Raw genomic sequence first — 16,802 nt, 5'->3', positions numbered from 1 at the left:
TGATCGCCCGGCGGTGCGGCCCCCAGCCCACGGCCCACAGGCACCGCCCGCCGGGCGATCGCCCCTACAGAAAGTCCACCATGTCCTCATCCCGCCCTGTCTCGAGCGGCCCCGTCGCGCCGTGGGACGTCCCCGTCACCCCGAGCATGATCCGCAAGGTCTCGGCCGTCTGCTTCGTCGCCTGGATCATCTCCGTCTATGACTTCACGCTGTTCGGCACCCTGCTGCCCGTGATCGCGGAGGACTTCGGCTGGTCCACCGCCGAGTCCACCACCGTCAACACCATCGCCCAGGTCGGCGTCTTCATCGTCTCCCTGATCGTCGGCCCCATCATCGACAAGCTGGGTCGGCGCAATGCGCTGGTGATCCTGATGATCGGCGGCGGTCTGGCCGCGGGCATGACCGGCATGGCGGCGGGCGCGATCTCGATCATCATCGTCCGCTCGATCACCGGCCTGTCCCTCTCCGAGGAGGTCGTCAACGCGGTCTACCTCTCCGAGATCTATAAGGACGTCAAGAACAAGGGCTTCTTCTACTCGGTGGTCCAGGCCGGTTACCCGATCGGTGCCCTGCTGGCTGCTGGCATGTCCGCCCTGCTGCTGCCGGTCATCGGTTGGCGGTGGAGCTTCGTCGTGGCCGGCGTGGCCGCCATCCTCGTTGCCCTGTGGGCCACGAGGCTGCCGGAGTCCCCCACGTTCGAGGCCATCAAGGAGGCCAAGCGGCGCCGGGCCATCGGCGACACCGAGGGCGCCCAGACGCTGATCGACCAGCACCAGCTCGAGATGGATGAGAACACCCAGGGCGGCTTCCGCGAGGTCTTCTCCCCGGCCCTGCGGCGGCACACCATCCTGCTGTCCCTGGCCTGGCTGTTCAACTGGGTCGGCATCCAGGTGTTCTCCGTGCTGGGCACCACCGTGCTGGTGGAGGCCAAGGACGTCTCCTTCGAGAACGCCCTGGTCATCCTCGTGGGCGCGAACGCCGTCGGCTTCGTGGGCTACCTGTTCCACGGCTGGCTCGGTGACCGGATCGGCCGCCAGCGCACCGTGATCATCGGCTGGCTCGCCGGCGCGGCGGCCAGCCTGGGGATGCTGTTGATCCCCGGTTCCACCTGGTTCATCATCGCCATGTACGGCCTGACGCTGTTCTTCCTCACCGGCCCGTATGCCGCCCTGCTGTACTACATGGGCGAGTCCTTCCCCGCCCATGCCCGTGGCACCGGCACCAACGTGGCGCACGTGATGGCGCCGGTGGGCGCGATCGCCGGATCCGGGCTGCTGAGCATCTTCCTCTTCGCCGGATTCACCATGACCGCCGCCGCCATCTTCTCCGGCACCCTCGGCCTGCTGCTCTCCGCCCTGTGCATGCTCGGCACCCGCAAGATCGAGGGCAAGAACGCCGACGTCCCGGCGGACCTGCTGGTCCCCGGCAACCCCGATACGAAAGATGAGGTGGCCCTCTGATGACGGCACAACGCGATGACGGACTGGCCGGCAAGGTCGCGCTGATCTCCGGCGGCGCCAGCGGAATCGGCCAGGCACTGGCCGTGGCCTACGCCCGCGCCGGCGCGCACAGCGTGGTCAACTACTTCCCCGGTGACCCGCACGACTCCCAGGAGACGGTGCGGGCCGTGGAGGCCGCCGGCGGCAAGTGCGTGGCGGTGGCCGCAGATGTCCGGAAGACCGAGGACTGTGACGCGCTGGCCGAGGCCGCTGTGGCCGAGTTCGGCCGGTTGGACATCGCCGTGGCCGCGGCGGGCATCCTGCGCCGCAACCCGCTGGGTGAGATGACGGACCAGGCCTGGGAGGACATGCTGGACGTGGACCTCACCGGCGTGATGCGCATCTTCCGCTCGGCTTCGGCGAAGATGACCGACGGCGGCGCGATGGTGGCGACGTCATCGATCGCCGGCGGGGTGTACGGCTGGGAGGAGCACGCCCACTATGCGGCGGCGAAGTCCGGCGTGCTGGGCCTGTGCCGCTCCCTGGCCGTGGAGCTGGCCCCGCGTGGGATCCGCGTGAACGCGGTGATCCCGGGGCTGATCCGCAGCCCGCAGTCCGAGGATGCGAAGAACTCCCTGGGAGACGAGGGCCTCAAGGCCGCCGGGAAGATCATCCCCGCCGGCCGGGTGGGCACCGTGGACGAGACAGCCCGCACCATCCGGTTCCTCACCAGCGACGACTCCTCCTACGTCACCGGCCAGGAGCTGATCGTGGACGGCGGGCTGACCATCCGCTGGCCCAGCTGACCGGTCCCGCCCACGAGCCCACACGAGATCAGGAGCACTCCATGGAAAAGCGAGAAGCACCAGCAGCACTGCAGGACAAGGTCGCCGTCATCACCGGCGGCGCCAGCGGCATCGGGGCGGCCATCGCCGCGCTCTTCGCCGAGCATGGCGCGGCCATCGCCATCCTGGACCGGGACGCGGCGGCCGGCGCGGCCGTCGTCGGGAATCTGCGTACCTCCGGGGCCACCGCCCTGTTCGCGGAGGTGGACGTCACGTCCTCGGAGTCCGTCAGGACGGCGATCGACTCGGTGGCCCGGGAGCTCAAGGGGATCGACGTCCTGGTCACCGCCGCCGGCATCCTCGACGAGAAGCCGATGATCGAGATGAGTGAGGAGGACTTCGACCGGACGGTGGACATCGACCTCAAGGGCGTCTTCCTCGCCGGCCGCTGGGCGCTGCCGCACCTGAAGGCACGCGGCGCCGGGCGGATCATCAACATCGCCTCCCAGCTGGGCATCAAGGGCGGCACCGGGCTGGTGCACTACGTGGCGGCCAAGGCCGGGGTGATCGGCATGACCAAGGCGATGGCCCTGGAGCTGGCACCCGAGGGCATCCTGGTCAACGCGATCGCCCCGGGCCCGATCGACACCCCCCTGCTGAACGGGGTGAGCGAGGAGTGGAAGAGCGCCAAGCGCGCCGAGCTGCCGCTGGGCCGCTTCGGGACCGCCGAGGAGATCGCCCCCACGGCCCTGCTGCTGGCGTCCTCCCCCGGCGGGGACATCTACGTGGGCCAGACGCTGGGCCCGAACAGCGGCGACGTGATGCCGTGACCGGCATGGATCGATCCCTCCGCGCGGGGCACTGACCGTGTGCGGAGCATGCCCCGGCGGGACCCTGGTCTCCCCCACCACGGCGGAGCTCAACCGGACCGGACGCAAGCGTCTGGTCCTGGCGGAGCTCCGCCACCGCCTGGCGCCCGGGTGCACGCTCACCCTGGTGGGCGACGGCTGGACCCTGCGGCGCCGGACCGGCCGCCAAGAGGTGTTCGCGGACATCGAGCCGTTGCTGACGGCGCTGCGGACCCACGCCGCCGCGGACTGGACGGTCCCCGAGGAGCCGAGGGCCGTCGTCGCGCAGATCCTGGCTTCACCGCACCACCCGGCCGGCTGAACCGGCCCGGTGGACTTTTCGGCCCACCGACCTACTGAGTCAGCACCGCGTGCTCGGCCGGCAGGGTCTCCCAATCCTGGACGGTGGCCAGCTCACCGAAGACGCTCGGAGCCAGGGGGTCCAGCAGCTCGCGTCCGCGCTGGACCCGGGCCGGCCAGTCGTGCTGGGCCAGAGCCGCCTTGCCGATGGCCACCAGATCAGCCCCGTTCTCGAGGGCCCGCGCAGCGTCCGCACCGGTGTCCAGATGGCCGTTGGCGATCACCGTCACCCCGGGGGCGAAGGCGCGGGCCAGCTGGGCCAGCGTGCGCTCGTCCCGACCGGGGAACGCAGGAGCGTTGGCCTTCCACTCGGTGGTGTGCAGGTAGTCCACCCCAGCCTCCGCGAGGGAGCCGAAGATCGCCTCGGCGTCCGCCACGCCGCCGGCCCACTGGTGGGTGGCGTCACTGACCTTGCCCTGGGAGATGCGGATCCCCACCACGAAGTCCTTCCCGACGGCGGCGCGCACGGCCTGCGCGATCTCCCGTGCCAGCCGGGCCCGGTTCAGCGCGGAACCGCCGTAGCCGTCCGTACGGACGTTGAGGTAGTCCGTCAGGAAGGCGTCCACGAGGTACCCGTTGGCGCCATGGATCTCCACACCGTCGAACCCCGCCTCGCGGGCCCGCAGCGCGGCGGCTACGAACCCGGAGATGACCTGACCGATCCCCTCGGCGTCCAGCGCCTCGGGGACTGCGTAGGGGCCGCTGCCCCCGTACATCCCGGCCTGCTCGCCCTGGGCCCGGACCGCCGAGGCAGAACGCAGCTCCGAGGTGTAGGCGTTGCCCTGGCTCTGGGGGCCTGCGTGCATCAGCTGGGCGATGATCGCCGTACCGTGCTCGTGGACCGCGTCCGTGATGGAGCGCCATGCTGCCACGTGCTCCTCGGTCGCCAGGCCGGGCTGGCCCAGGTAGCCCTGACTGTGCGCGGTGTCCGGGTAGATCCCCTCGGTCACGATCAACCCGAAGCCGCCCTCCGCGAAGGACCGGTAGTAGTCCCGCATCCGAGCGCTCGCCCGTCCGTCGTCATGGGCGCTGATGCGCGTCATGGGGGCCAGCGCGGTGCGGTTCCTCAGGTGGAGCCCACCCAACGGGTAGGACTCGTGCAGCGTGGATTCGTTGGCCGGGATCTCGGTCATGGATGTCCTCTCGAAGCGTGACGACCCACCGGAAGGTCAGTAGTGGATCACTCGATCCAGTTTGAGTTGGAGGTTGCTGCCGTGTCAAACTGGCCTCACCGGCTGAGGCACGGGTGAGGCAGAGGGAGATGGTGTGGATGGCGGGGCGTCCGAGGCTGTTCGATGAGCAGGTGGCGCTGGAGGAGGCGATGCAGCTCTTCTGGCGGCACGGCTACGAGGGCACCTCGATGAGCCAGCTGCGCGCCGCGATGGGCCTGTCCTCCGCGAGCCTCTACCACGCCTTCGAGTCCAAGGAACGGCTCTTCGGGCGCGTGATCGAGTACTACGTCTCCCTCCCGGGCAGCGTGGTCAGCACCATCGCCGCCAGTGACGACCTGTCCGCCCGAGAGGCCCTCACCCGGCTGTTGCACCGCTCGATCGACGAGCAGTTCGACCCCTCGCACCCCCGGGGATGCCTGGTCGCCCTGGCCGCGACCGTCGGCCCCGAGGACCGGGGATCCCGGGCCGGCCAGGCCGTGGCGGCGCAGCGCGAACGCGACTACCAGGCCATCGGGTCACTCGCCCGGCGCGCCGTGGAAGAGGCCGGGGAGGAAGAGGCCGGGCAAGTAGGGGCCGCGGCGGAAGGCACCGTGGAGGTCACGGGCGAATCGCTGGCCCGGCTGGTCCACGGCTTCATCCTCGCCCTGGCCACCCAGACCCACGATGACACCCCTGCGGAGCAGCTCCACGCTGCCGCCGATGCCCTCTCGGCGCTCTGGGCCTGACCCGGCTCAGCGCCCCCGGATCACCAGGGCATCCCCCACGGCGCGCTCGCTGCCGCCGGACGGCGAATTCGCCAGCTCACCGTCCACCACCATGGCGGTGGACCCGCCGCCGTCCAGGTTGATGGCGTCCACCAGCCCCAGCCGCTCAGCAAGGTCGGCGGCCTCGGAGACGCTCAGGCCGATGGAGTCGGTCTGCCGCCCATCTGCGGTGACGAGCACCAACCGGCCCCGGCCATCGATGCCGGCGATGGTGCGGGGATTGCGCTGGTGGGTCCAGCCGTAGAACTGGCCAGGATTGTCCTGGTGGACCATGCCGTCCCGGGCGGCGGTGATGTCCCGCTCCCCGTCCGTGAGCAGGTTCGGGCCGCCGTTGAGCACCTGGGTGTGCGGGGTCATCCGGAGCTTCTTGCCGCGCTCGTCCAGGTACTGGTTCGTGAGCTTGACGCGCTTCGCGGCGCCGGCGAAGGCGCGCAGCCGTGACACGTCGTCCCCGGTCGCCTGCACGGAGTACTGCCCCTCGCCCAGTTCCACGCCCCGCTGCCGGTGCACGTCCACGACCTTCCCCCGGCGGTCCAGGACCACTTCCAGCCCCTCGCCCTGGGGGGTGGAGACACCGTATTCCTCCGTGAACACGACCAGCTCGTCCTCGTCAGTGCAGGTGGCGTCATGCTTCGGGGCATCGGTGGGCAGGTCGCCGGTGCCGCCGCAGTTGCGGATCGTGCCGGGGACGCGGTTGATACCGTCCAGGGCGAGGTCCCTCCTCCCGGCGGAGATGCTGCCTTCCCACGTCAGGCGTTGGATGGAGGCGCGTCCGGAACGGTGGTCGATCACCAGGTTGGGGCGGTCGCCCACGGTCTCGCTGAGGATCTCACCGTTGTAGGCGGCCGCGCCGGCCGGATCGCCCGGCGCCCCGTGCGCAGCATCGTAGACGAAGAACCCGGCGTTGACGCCGGCCAGGGCCCCCTCGGCCAGCTCCGAGGTGGTCTCGGTGTTCTCCAGGTCGGTGCCGAAGGATCCGGTCACCGTCCCCTTGAACGTCCGAGGGTCGAGGGTGAGGACGTCCACGGCGACGGGTCCCCCGCCGTCCAGGGCATCCGGCTGGCCCCCGTCCCAGCCCTCGTACCACGTGCCACCGGCATAACCGAGCTCACCCAGCTCGGTTTTGGCCGCTGCGGCTTCAGCCTCGGTGACGAAGGAACCCACCCGGACACGGTGGCCCAGGTAGCCGCCCGCATCGGCCAGCCGGTCGGCGACGACGGCCTCTGCCGTAGCGTCCTGACCCACCTCACGCAGCTCGGCGGCCAGCCGTTGCGCCGTCGCGCGGCTGGCCAGCTGCGAATCCCGCACCCCCTCCTCGCCGGACGGCAGGGTGACCTGGACGGTCCAGTGGTACCGGGCCTCAGCATCGCCCAGCATCATGGACTCGTGGGTGAGCCCTCGGGCCAGTTGCCGTTCGGACTCGGCGGACCCCAGAGTCCCGGCGGCGCCGCTCGGTTCGTGCTCGGCGGCCGGACTGGGAGTCGCAGCCACGGAGCCGGAAACGGCTCCAGAGGTCAGCAGGGCGCAGGAGAGTGCGGCAGTGGTCAGCGTGCGGATGGCGGTGCGGCGCGTGGAAGTAGTCACGGCGTCCAAGGTAGGCCGCGGCGGTGGAGCCGATGGCGCAGACTCAGGGCAGTTCGTCGAATAGTCGACGAGTGTTCACCCTCAAGAGAGGTCCCCTAGATGTCGTCCTCGTACGCCGGGCCGCCCTCGCCCTCCCAGGTCTCCAGACGCTGGGTCTTCACGCTGTTGTACTTCTGGCGGACGCCGTAGCCGGATTCCTCGTCCTCCGCGATGAACACGGCACCGAAGTGCTCCAGTGCCTCGCGCAGGCGCTGGCTCTCGGCGGCGTCCAGGGTCCCGAGGCCGTGCTCGTAGGCGCGGACGCGCTCGGGTTGGAGCTCGGCCACCTTGGCCACCAGCGTGTAGGACACCTGGGTCAGGGCTCGGGCGGCGCGGGCGAGGTCAGCGGGGATGATGAAGTCGTGGTCAGCCATGGTCCCATCATCTCCCACAGCTTCAGATACAAGAAAAAACCGCCCTCCCCGAGGGGAGAACGGTTTATTCTAGGATCTTTTCAGATCGATCTGTTCAGATCAGAGCGGGCGGACCGAAGAGGCCTGCATGCCCTTCTGGCCCTGAGTGGCCTCGAACTCGACCTTCTGGTCTTCCTGGAGCTCCTTGAAGCCCCCGCCTTCGATGGCGGAGAAGTGCACGAAGATGTCTGCGGAGTTGTCGTCCGGGGCGATGAATCCAAAGCCCTTTTCAGCGTTGAACCATTTGACTGTTCCGGTGGCCATGGTGGCCTCTTTTCTACTGGGGTGTAAACCCGCCAGTGTTCTAGCGGGGGGCGAAGCGGTGTGTACATACCGCTACCCAACGCCCCAGCCGGCCCAAGGGCCGCCCGGTCCGTAGTGAGGACGGACTTACTGCAACAACTACAACTACTTCTGGTGACTACTGTACGGCATCGGAGCGGCCTGCTCAACCACACCCCCTCCAGCAGTCCTCCCCGTCCAGACTTGAGTGACCCAGACGCAGGTTTTTGACACCTCGGGAACAATCCGGAGACCATCGTCGTTACTTGAGTTGAACACACTCAACTCTGATGAAAGACACCTCCAGGAGGACCTCATGCCCGCATTCTTCGGCCCCGCCGGCTCGAACGGCGATTCCTTCGATGAATTCCTGACCCGCTACCTGCAGGGTCAGCGGTCCAGCCGGCAGGGCCGGCCCGTGGACCTCACGCGCCTGCTGAGCAAGCGCACCCATGACGTGGTCACCGCCGCCGCGCAGTTCGCCCTGGAACGGGGCCAGCAGGACGTGGACGCGCTGCACCTGTTGCGCTCCCTGCTGGGTCAGGACCCCGCCGCTGCCGCGCTGCGCCAGACCGGCGCCGACCCGCAGCAGGTGATCGCCGCCGTCGACGACCGACTGCCCGCCCCGGCCGAGCAGCAGGGCGGCGGGACCGGCGCTGGCGCCGCGTCCCTGAACGCCTCCGCCCAGAAGGTGCTGCTGGACGGCTACCAGGTGGCCCGCGCGTTCGGCTCCACGTACATCGACCCCGAGCACGTGTTCTTCGCGCTCGTGCTCAACCATGATGCCCCCGCCGGCCAGCTGCTGGCCCAGGCCGGCATCACGCCGCAGTCACTGCAGGCCGCCGCCCAACAGCAGGGCCAGCAAGGCCAGCAGGGTCAGCCAGGAACCAACCCTCAGCAGCCCGGACAACCGGGCCAGCCGCAACAGCCCGGTCAGGGCAACCAGGAGGGTTCCATGCTGGAGAAGTTCGGCCTCGACCTGACCACCGAGGCGCGCGAGGGCCGCCTGGACCCGGTGATCGGCCGCGCCGAGGAGATCGAGCAGACCATAGAGATCCTGGCCCGCCGCACCAAGAACAACCCGGTGCTGATCGGTGAGGCCGGCGTGGGCAAGACCGCGATCGTGGAAGGCCTGGCGCAGGCCATCGTCGCGGACGAGGTGCCCACACAGTTGAAGGGCCGGCGCGTGATCGTCCTGGACCTGCCGGGGATGGTGGCCGGCACCCGTTACCGCGGTGACTTCGAGGAGCGGCTGACCACGGTGATGGACGAGATCACCGAGGACCGCAACACCATCGTGTTCATCGACGAGCTGCACACGGTCGTCGGCGCAGGTGGTTCCGGTGAATCCGGCGGCATGGACGCCGGCAACATCCTCAAGCCGCGGCTGGCCCGCGGGGACCTGCACCTGGTCGGTGCCACCACCCTGAGGGAGTACCGCACCCTGGAGAAGGACGCCGCCCTGGAGCGCCGGTTCCAGCCGGTCACCATCGGCGAACCGTCGGTGGAGGACGCCGTGCAGATCCTGCAGGGGCTGGCCGGGCGTTACGCGGACCATCACCAGGTGAGGTACACGGACGAGGCGCTGCGCGCCGCCGTCGTGCTCTCACACCGGTACATCACGGACCGGTTCCTGCCGGACAAGGCGATCGACCTGATCGACCAGGCCGGGGCCCGGCTGTCCCTGAAGCGGGGCCCGGTGCCCGACGCCGGCCCGGTGCCGGATGTGGACGGGCTGCGGTCCCAGCTCGCGGACGTGGAGGCCGAGAAGAACTCGGCGGCCAATGCGGAGGACTATGAGCGGGCCACCGAGCTGCGCGACGAGGCGAACCGGCTCGGCGAGCAGCTGGCCGAGGCACTGGCCCGCCCGGCGGCCGCTGACGACGCCGACCGTGTGGTGGACGAGGAGGCGATCGCGGAGATGGTCTCCCGGGCCACCGGTATCCCGGCCGCCCGGATGACGGAGGCTGAGAAGTCGCGACTGTCCCGTCTCGAAGAGGAACTGCATGCCCGGGTGGTGGGTCAGGATGACGCGGTCACGGCGATCGCGAAGTCCATCCGCCGCTCCCGCACCGGGATGGCCGATCCCTCGCGGCCCGTGGGCAGCTTCCTGTTCCTGGGTCCCACCGGCGTGGGCAAGACCGAGCTGGCCAAGACCCTGGCGCATGCCCTGTTCGATGACGAGAACGCGATGGTCCGGTTCGACATGTCCGAGTTCGGCGAGCGCCACACGGTCTCCCGCCTGGTCGGTGCCCCTCCGGGGTACGTGGGCTATGACGAGGCGGGTCAGCTGACCGAGCGCGTGCGCCGCCGCCCGTACTCGGTGGTGCTGCTGGATGAGATCGAGAAGGCGCACCCGGACGTGTTCAACCTGTTGCTGCAGGTCCTGGACGACGGCCGGCTCACCGACGGCCAGGGTCGCACCGTGGACTTCCGCAACACGGTGTTGATCATGACCTCCAACCTGGGCAGTGAGTTCCTTTCCTCGGGCGGAACGCCGCTGGGCTTCGTCTCCGGGGATGCGGAGGCCGCCCAACGGGACGTGAAGCAGAAGGTGATGGGTCGGCTGAAGGAGTTCATGCGGCCGGAGTTCCTGAACCGGATCGATGACACCGTGCTGTTCTCACCGTTGGCCGCCGCGGAACTGCGGGAGATCGTCGGGCTGCAGCTGCACGCCTCCGAGCAGCGGCTGGCCGCACAGGGCATCACCCTCGAGGTGGACGACGCCGCCCGCGACTGGATTGCCGAGGCCGGGTATGAGCCGGCCTACGGTGCCCGCCCGCTACGCCGGGTGATCCAGCGCGAGTTGGATGACCGGGTGGCGGACCTGCTGGTCACCGAGGCCGTGGCTGAAGGGGACGCCCTTCGGGTCAGCGCTGACAGCGGCGGGCTGTCCGTGGTGGTCGTGCCGGGCTCGCCGGGGGCACAGGCCGGCGGATCCACGGGCGCACCGGAGGCGCTGGCCGCCTGAGCGGCGGACCAGCTGCCCGCAGTAGGCCAGCCGACCCGCAGTGAAACAGCTGCCCACACCACAGAACGGCCGCTCACCCTTCGCGGGTGAGCGGCCGTTCTGGCGTCTGACTCAGCGGAGTCTGATCAGATCAGAGCGGGCGGACCGAAGAGGCCTGCATGCCCTTCTGGCCCTGAGTGGCCTCGAACTCGACCTTCTGGTCTTCCTGGAGCTCCTTGAAGCCCCCGCCTTCAATGGCGGAGAAGTGCACGAAGATGTCTGCGGAGTTGTCGTCCGGGGCGATGAATCCAAAGCCCTTTTCAGCGTTGAACCACTTGACTGTTCCGGTGGCCATGGTGGCCTCTTTTCTCTGGGTGTTCTACCCGCCGGTTTTCCGACGGTGGCGAAGCGGTGTGTTCATACCGCTTCGCAACGCCCAGCCGGCCCGAGGGCCGTCCGGTCCGCAGTGAGGACGGACTTACTGATACAACAACAACGACTTCAGCCTCCAATGTACGAGATGATCGCCGTTTCCACGAGGGGCTGTGGGCCACTCGTTTTTTAACAGTTGGCCACCTGCTCCTTAACGTCAGGAGGCCCCACCGAATCCGGTGGGGCCGCCTGTGCGTCCTGGCATCAGGACGGGGTACAGATCAGATCACTTGATCAGCGCGCGGGCAGCCTTGGCCCAGGCCTTGGTGACGTCCTCGGCGAACTGGATCTGAGCGGTGGCGGTGCCCTTCATCCACTCGACCTTGGTGGCGCCGGCCACCTTGCGCTGCAGGTCGAAGAGACCCTTGGCGGCGGTCTCGTACTGGTCCACCACGGCGCGGGATCCGGCCTTGGAGGATGCGACGATGGCGGAGTTGAACTCCTGGATGTGTGCGGCGTTCTGCTCGAACTGCTTGCCGCCCTGCTCGAAGTTCTTGAGGACCTTGTCCGTCATCTCGGTGGAGCCCTGGCGGGCCTTCTCCGAGGCGGTCTTCATCTGGGCCGTCGCCTGATCGGCGACCTTGGCGGCGTTCTGGGAGAACTTCTTGGCGTTCTCGTTGGTCTTATCGGCGGCAGCCTTGGTGGCGGCAGCCACGTTGGCCTTGGCCCGCTCTGCAGTGGACTTGACCTGCTCGGCGTTGGCCTTGGCCTGATCAGCGGCGGTCTTCGCCTGCTCGTTAGCGGTCTTGGTGGCGTTGTTGGCGTTGGTGTTTGCAGCAGCCATGGTGACTCCTCGTGTTGGTTGCACTGGCAGCGGTTCCGATGCCTGCGTTAACTAAGTTAGCAGAAGTTAGCTAACTCTTGCAAACCAGCTAACTTCGCCGCCCCGACCTGGGCGCCGTGACCTGCGGCTGGCAAAGCTCATGAGGACCGGCCTGCGCGCACTGGGCACCACCCATCAGGCCGTCACGTCTTCGGACCGCCGCAGCTACCCGGAGACCGACCAGTGGGCCCAGGCTGCAGGACCAAGGCAGTCCTTCACTACGAATGACCCTTCCTCACTATGAGAAAGCAGCGTTCTCGAACGTCCACCCACGCTCCCACAGCGCCATCACTATGTCTCTTGACTATCAGACATTGAATGTCTGCGTCCTCACTTCTAAACTGGACTCATGATTCAGGATGAGTCCCAACTGGCCGAGGTACTCACTCTTCTGCGCCAGGAAGGATCGGACCTGTGGGATATCGAAGTCAAGCGCGCGGCCGGAGGCGTCCCTGACGTCAAAGAGACGCTGTGTGCGTTTGCCAACATGCCAGAAGGAGGGACCATTCTCTTCGGCCTGGAAGAACCGAATTTCTCCGCAGTAGGACTGAGCGATCCGGCGACACTGCAGCAGAAGATTGCCTCTCAGGCGCGGCAAGCAGTCCAGCCTGAAGTGAGCGTGGAGTTTCGCCGTGCCATCGTCGACGGCAAGACCATCATCATCACCAACGTGCACCCTCTGCCCTCGCATCGACGTCCATGTGTCATTCGGTCAACTGGTCGTGCGTATCTGCGATTCGCCGATGGCGACTATCAGCTGTCGGATGCCGAGATACAACAGATCCTGACCCGCAGGGAGCGCCCTCGCCACGACGGGAACCCGGTGGACGAGACGAGTGAGCGGGATCTGGACCCAGACCTTAAAGCCCGTTTCACCGACGCCGTCCGGTCTTCTTCTCGACGATTGGCTGATGCCTCGGTCGAGGACATCCTTCGATTCAAGAGAATCGTCGAACCAGACGGAGCACGATTGACGGTTGCCGGCCTGTACGCCTTGGGTCGGTACCCACAGCAATTCCTGCCGAGTCTCTCTCTGACTGCCGTCCTTAAACCAGGCGACGAGTCCGCTGGAATCCGCAACGCCGACCGCAGGTCCTTCGATGGCCCCTTACCTGTCATTTTGGAGGATGCGGTCGACTGGGTCCTTCGCAATGTGCGGACCAGCGTCCGGTTTGGTCCAGATGGCCACGGGCGAGACGTGAGCGAGCTTCCAGCTGTAGCCGTCCGGGAGCTGGTGAGCAACGCACTCGTGCACCGTGACTTGAGCCTGCACACCAGCGGAAAAGACGTACAACTCACCCTCGACACTGACCGGCTCGTCATCTCCAACCCCGGCGGGCTCTGGGGATTGACCGCCGGGCAACTGGGGCAGGGCAACGAGAAATCGGCCGTCAATGAATTTCTGTACGAGATCGCTCAGCACGTCAGAACTCCCCAAGGAGTACGGGTGATCGAGGGAGAAGGGGGTGGGCTGCAGGAGGTCCGCAAGGCCCTGAGACACGCAGGCATGGCCGAACCCCGCTTCTATGACAACGGCGTGCGATTCACGGCACTGGTCCCCCGCCATTCCCTTTTCGATGAGCATGACCTCGAGTGGCTCGCTGGCGTGACCCACCACGAGAGATTGGACGATCTGCAGCGCCAGCTCCTCGTAGCTATGCGCCACGGGCAGCAATGGACCAATCAGCAGGTGCGTCAGGAATTCGGCCCTCTGGACTCAACACAGGTGCGGAGCGCCTTGCAGGGATTGGTGGGTTTCGGGTTGGCTGAGGCCCACGGTGAACGAGGTGGAACCCACTACGGCATCTCACCGCATGAGTCCGCTGCTCTGAAGGGCCCCTCACAGATAGATCTGTTCAGCGACTCCGAGTATTCAGTGGCCGACGTCGAAGATCCTCCGAATGCGACCTCAGCAGAGGATCTTCACCCCACGCATAGCCCCAGCGACGGCACCGACGTATCCACCGTGACACGCCATGGGCCGGCCGTCATGGCTGCCCTCGCAGGGGGCGAGCTCAGCGCGCCCGCTCTGAGCCGACGGACCGGGCTGACCCTCCAGCAGGTGCGTTACGCCTTGAACCCACTGACGAACGCCGGATTCATCACTCGTGACGGTGGCCAGGGAAACAGGAACACCGTCTACAGGCTTCGTCAGTGACCGGCATCCCCCGCGCCACCCTTCAGTCCACCTGTGACGAGGTCGAGTCCTGGTTGCAGCGCGCCGCGGCACTGCTCGGCCACCGCACCCAGATCCTGTTGGACGCGCAGGAGGCCGCCCGCCGGCTCAGCAGCACGGTCCTCGACCTCGGCGCTCGGGAGCATCACGAGCAGCAAGAGCAGCAAGAGCAGCAAGAGCAGCAGGAGCAACAGTCCGGGATTCTCTGGCGGGCCCTACCCCTGGGGCCCGACGACGGCGCTCACCTCGCCGCCCTGGCTCGCCTGCACAGTCTGCCGGCCATCGCCCCGCATGAAGAGGACGCCCTCACCACGCTCTCCCACGGGCACGAGGCGGCGATCGGCCACGCCAGGAAGCTCCTCGGCCTGCGCCGCCTGATCACTTTCGGTGCCGCCCGCCATGAGGCCGAACAGGCCGCCACCCACCTGAGCGGCTACCGCGCTTGGGCCCACACGCAGGGACTCCCCCAGCTCCTGGACCGCCTCGAGGCCCTGCCCACCATCGCGCAGTCCATCCCCACGGCGGATGCCCTCCACCCGGCCATCCGGTTGCTGCGTCACGTCCCCGAGCTCGGCAGTGCCCCGGAGCTGGTCCCCGCCGCGGCCACGGCCGCCCTCCCCCAGGCCCTGACCACCCTGGGGAACGCGCTCCGCCGGGAAGGCGAGCTGCGAGCGCAGGCCCACCGGGCCGGCGTCGTGATCCGGGAGACCGAGGCCAGAGCCCTGCTGGAGACCATGGACGTGGAGCGGCTGAAGGACGTCACGGCCGAGCGGCTGGCCACGGGCCCGCTGGTGGAGGCCGGGATCACCACGGTGCTGCAGGTGTGGGACCGCGGGGCGGAGCTCGAGGCGCTGCCCGGGGTCGGCAGGATCACCGCCACCCGCCTGCGCGGGGCCGCCCGCACTCTGTGGGACCTGACGGTGGACGGCACCCCGGTGCGCCTGGACCCGGACGAGACCACGGGCCGCACGGTGCAGGCCACCGAGCTGCTGCGCCGGACCCGCGCGTGGGACGGGCTGTTGCCGTTGCGACGGGCGACGGTCGGCCTCGCCCGGGCTGGGGCCCTCGCTCCCCTGGCCCGGGCGATGCACCCGGGCCACCCCGTCCTGCTGGCTCCGCGGGAGGCCACCGCGGCGCAGTTCACGGAGGCGGTGGACGCCGTCACCCAGCTGGCCGGGAGGGTTCCCGCCCAGGGGGCTGACGAGGTTGATGCGGCGGATGTCTGGGCGGACTTCCTCGCGCAGCCGGCCGATTACTACGCGCTGTTCGCCGAGCTCGGCTTCACCACGGAGGATCCGGAGAAGACGCAGGGCGATCTGCCGGCGGAGATCGTGGAGGCGGTGCGCGCGTACCGGCTGGACACCTCCGCGCTGACGGCGTCACTGCGTGGGTACCAGAGCTTCGGGGCGAAGTTCGCGCTGGTGCAGGGCAAGGTGCTCATCGGGGACGAGATGGGCCTGGGCAAGACCGTGGAGGCCCTGGCCGTGCTGGCTCATCTGGCGGCGACCGGTGGGGCCAGCGGAGCCAGCGGGGCCAGCGGGGCCAGCGGGGCCAGCGGGGCCGGGAACCAGCACTTCCTGGTGGTGTGCCCGGCGGCCGTGGTGGCGAACTGGGTCCGGGAGATCCAGGCCAAGACCACCCTGGCCGCGCACCGGTTGCACGGCCCGGAGCGGGAGGCGGCCGCGGCGGCCTGGCGGCGGGCCGGTGGGGTCGCGGTGACCACCTTCGCCACCCTGCGCAGTGCTGCGGGTGAGGGCGGAGGCAACGGCCGGATGCCACTGGGGTGTGTGGTGGTGGATGAGGCGCAGTACATCAAGAACCCGGAGGCGCAGCGGTCGCAGGCGGTGGCGGAGGTGATCGCGCGCACGGAGCGGGCGGTGCTGCTGACGGGCACCCCGCTGATGAACCGGCTCGAGGAGTTCCGGGTGTTGATCGGGTATCTGCAGCCGGACCTGGTGGTCGACTCCCACACCCTGGCACCCGCGCGGTTCCGCCAGCAGATGGCCCCGGCGTACCTGCGGCGCAACCAGGAGGACGTACTCACCGAGCTGCCCGAGCTCGTGGAGGTCGAGGAGCTGCTGCCGATGTCACCGGCGGACGAGCGCTGGTACGGGGAGGCCGTCGCGGAGGGGAACTTCATGGCGATGCGCACCGCGGCCTTTGCCGCCGGGGCCACCTCGGAGAAGCTGCAGCGGCTGGTGGAGATCGTCCAGGAGGCGGAGGAGAACGGGCGGCGGGTCATCGTGTTCTCCTTCTTCCGGGACGTGCTGGACGCCGTGGCGGGGGCCCTGACCGGGCCGGTGTTCGGGCCGCTGACCGGCTCCGTGCCGGCGGCCCGGCGGCAGGTGATGGTGGACGAGTTCTCCGCCGCCCCGGGTGGTGCGGCCCTGGTGGCGCAGGTGACCGCCGGCGGGGTCGGGCTGAACATCCAGGCCGCCTCCGTGGTGGTGCTCTGCGAACCCCAGCTCAACCCGGCCATCGAGTGGCAGGCCATCGCCCGCGCCCGGCGGATGGGCCAGCTGGAGACCGTCCAGGTGCACCGGCTGCTCTCCGAGGACGGCGTGGACCGGCGGCTGACGGAGATGCTGGCGGTCAAGGTGGAGCTGTTCGAGCAGTTCGCCCGCGAGAGTGACGTGGCCGAGGCCGCCCCGGAGGCCATGGACGTCTCCGAGGCGGAGCTGGCCCGGGAGGTCATCGCGGTGGAGCGGGAGCGGCTGCTCGGCGGTGAGGTGTGA

14 protein-coding genes are annotated in these 16,802 nt (G+C 68.7%); 8 read left to right on the top strand and 6 right to left on the bottom strand.

What is annotated here, in order from left to right:
• Positions 1-80 precede the first annotated feature (80 nt).
• From ACSU1G_RS22565 to ACSU1G_RS22550, 4 genes are read left to right on the top strand one after another with little or no spacing between them, the layout of a single operon-like run.
• Positions 81-1,460: an MFS transporter gene (locus ACSU1G_RS22565; protein ID WP_439282266.1), complete on the top strand. Its 1,380-nt coding sequence runs from the start codon at positions 81-83 to the stop codon at positions 1,458-1,460.
• A complete protein-coding gene (locus tag ACSU1G_RS22560) occupies positions 1,460-2,245 on the top strand; it encodes an SDR family NAD(P)-dependent oxidoreductase (protein ID WP_439282265.1) in 786 nt (261 codons plus the stop codon). Before ACSU1G_RS22565 ends, ACSU1G_RS22560 begins: the two co-directional genes overlap by 1 nt.
• 41 nt (positions 2,246-2,286) lie before the next feature.
• On the top strand, positions 2,287-3,054 hold the full coding sequence (locus tag ACSU1G_RS22555) for an SDR family NAD(P)-dependent oxidoreductase (RefSeq protein WP_439282264.1): 768 nt from the start codon (positions 2,287-2,289) through the stop codon (positions 3,052-3,054).
• Between the two features lie 37 nt (positions 3,055-3,091).
• Positions 3,092-3,394, top strand: coding sequence for a hypothetical protein (locus tag ACSU1G_RS22550; protein ID WP_439282263.1), 303 nt, complete (start codon positions 3,092-3,094; stop codon positions 3,392-3,394).
• Between the two features lie 31 nt (positions 3,395-3,425).
• On the opposite strand, the gene ACSU1G_RS22545 is transcribed toward ACSU1G_RS22550, so the two are convergent.
• Entirely contained in the window at positions 3,426-4,565 is a 1,140-nt protein-coding gene (locus ACSU1G_RS22545; protein ID WP_439282262.1) for an NADH:flavin oxidoreductase, read from the bottom strand.
• Between the two features lie 137 nt (positions 4,566-4,702).
• On the opposite strand from ACSU1G_RS22545, the gene ACSU1G_RS22540 reads away from it, so the two are divergent.
• Positions 4,703-5,329: a TetR/AcrR family transcriptional regulator gene (locus ACSU1G_RS22540; RefSeq protein ID WP_439282261.1), complete on the top strand. Its 627-nt coding sequence runs from the start codon at positions 4,703-4,705 to the stop codon at positions 5,327-5,329.
• Positions 5,330-5,335: 6 nt separating this feature from the next.
• Here ACSU1G_RS22540 and ACSU1G_RS22535 read toward each other — a convergent pair whose 3' ends face one another.
• The 3 genes from ACSU1G_RS22535 to ACSU1G_RS22525 all read right to left on the bottom strand — a co-directional run bounded on the left by ACSU1G_RS22535 (position 5,336) and on the right by ACSU1G_RS22525 (position 7,668).
• Positions 5,336-6,952, bottom strand: coding sequence for a phosphodiester glycosidase family protein (locus ACSU1G_RS22535; protein WP_439282260.1), 1,617 nt, complete (start codon positions 6,950-6,952; stop codon positions 5,336-5,338).
• Between the two features lie 95 nt (positions 6,953-7,047).
• Positions 7,048-7,365 (bottom strand): XRE family transcriptional regulator, encoded by a 318-nt coding sequence (locus ACSU1G_RS22530; protein ID WP_439282259.1) that lies wholly within the window; start codon positions 7,363-7,365, stop codon positions 7,048-7,050.
• A 99-nt stretch (positions 7,366-7,464) separates the two neighbouring features.
• Positions 7,465-7,668: a cold-shock protein gene (locus ACSU1G_RS22525; RefSeq protein ID WP_439282257.1), complete on the bottom strand. Its 204-nt coding sequence runs from the start codon at positions 7,666-7,668 to the stop codon at positions 7,465-7,467.
• Between the two features lie 334 nt (positions 7,669-8,002).
• Between ACSU1G_RS22525 and ACSU1G_RS22520 the strand changes: the two genes are divergently transcribed.
• Complete coding sequence (locus ACSU1G_RS22520; protein WP_439282258.1) at positions 8,003-10,657, top strand: ATP-dependent Clp protease ATP-binding subunit; 2,655 nt, start codon at positions 8,003-8,005, stop codon at positions 10,655-10,657.
• Positions 10,658-10,787: 130 nt separating this feature from the next.
• Here the strand turns inward: ACSU1G_RS22520 and ACSU1G_RS22515 are convergent, their stop codons facing one another.
• Together ACSU1G_RS22515 and ACSU1G_RS22510 are read right to left on the bottom strand one after the other, a co-directional pair.
• Positions 10,788-10,991, bottom strand: a complete 204-nt coding sequence (locus ACSU1G_RS22515) for a cold-shock protein (RefSeq protein ID WP_439282257.1) — start codon at positions 10,989-10,991, stop codon at positions 10,788-10,790.
• Between the two features lie 303 nt (positions 10,992-11,294).
• Positions 11,295-11,852 (bottom strand): hypothetical protein, encoded by a 558-nt coding sequence (locus ACSU1G_RS22510; RefSeq protein ID WP_439282256.1) that lies wholly within the window; start codon positions 11,850-11,852, stop codon positions 11,295-11,297.
• A 388-nt stretch (positions 11,853-12,240) separates the two neighbouring features.
• Between ACSU1G_RS22510 and ACSU1G_RS22505 the strand changes: the two genes are divergently transcribed.
• Together ACSU1G_RS22505 and ACSU1G_RS22500 are read left to right on the top strand one after the other, a co-directional pair.
• Positions 12,241-14,049, top strand: a complete 1,809-nt coding sequence (locus ACSU1G_RS22505; RefSeq protein WP_439282255.1) for an ATP-binding protein — start codon at positions 12,241-12,243, stop codon at positions 14,047-14,049.
• The gene (locus tag ACSU1G_RS22500) at positions 14,046-16,802 is read left to right on the top strand and encodes a DEAD/DEAH box helicase (protein WP_439282254.1); all 2,757 of its coding nucleotides are present in this window, start codon (positions 14,046-14,048) and stop codon (positions 16,800-16,802) included. The genes ACSU1G_RS22505 and ACSU1G_RS22500 overlap by 4 nt, the downstream gene beginning before the upstream one ends.

The organism is Microbacterium sp. A93 (genome assembly GCF_051842835.1).
This window is presented reverse-complemented; position numbering and strand designations above follow the sequence as displayed.